This window comes from Pedobacter nototheniae (assembly GCF_004335085.1).
GTDB classification, from domain to species: Bacteria; Bacteroidota; Bacteroidia; order Sphingobacteriales; family Sphingobacteriaceae; genus Pedobacter; species Pedobacter nototheniae.
Genome location: NZ_RQRS01000063.1, coordinates 1 through 619, shown reverse-complemented (window position 1 = coordinate 619; position 619 = coordinate 1). Strand labels below are relative to the sequence as shown.

The 619-nt window shown below is 33.4% G+C and carries 1 protein-coding gene; it reads left to right on the top strand.

From position 1 onward, the window contains the following. Positions 1-141 precede the first annotated feature (141 nt). Entirely contained in the window at positions 142-435 is a 294-nt protein-coding gene (locus EHC72_RS22480) for a hypothetical protein (RefSeq protein WP_131539962.1), read from the top strand. Positions 436-619 lie beyond the last annotated feature (184 nt).

Sequence of the window (619 nt, the reverse complement as noted above, 5' to 3'; positions counted from 1 at the left end):
TAGCTGCTCTAAAGCTGAATCTTCAAATGCTTTATAATTGAAGTGCTGCTCTTCTTGTTGATCTGACATAATTCCTATGTTTAAAGTTATTAATTTTCTTTTTGACACAGTTTATTGAACAGACCCGGTATTAATTTTCTTTTGAACACTTTTAGTGATGCAACATATGCTTTGAGGTTGTCGATACATGCTTTTAGCGATGCAACATATGCTTTAAGGTTGTCGGTATATGCTTTTGGCGATAGAACATATGCTTTGAGGATGTCGGTATATGCTTTTGGCGATAGAACATATGCTTTGAGGATGTCGGTACATGCTTTTAGCGATACAACATATGCTTTAAGGATGTCGGTATATGCTTTTAGCGATACAACATATGCTTTGAGGATGTTGATACATGCTTTTAGCGATGCAACATATGCTTTGAGGAGGTAGATATATGCTTTTAGCTGAATATTGGCGGTAGTTTATAACTATCGCCAATATTTGATTTTGACCGTTCCTAAAATAGCTTGACAGTTTTGGTGATTAATTACTAAGGTTTTTTACACCTGTTTATTTGATTTACTGGTACAATATAATATTTAATTTTTATTACTTCCAACAACTCTTTATACTA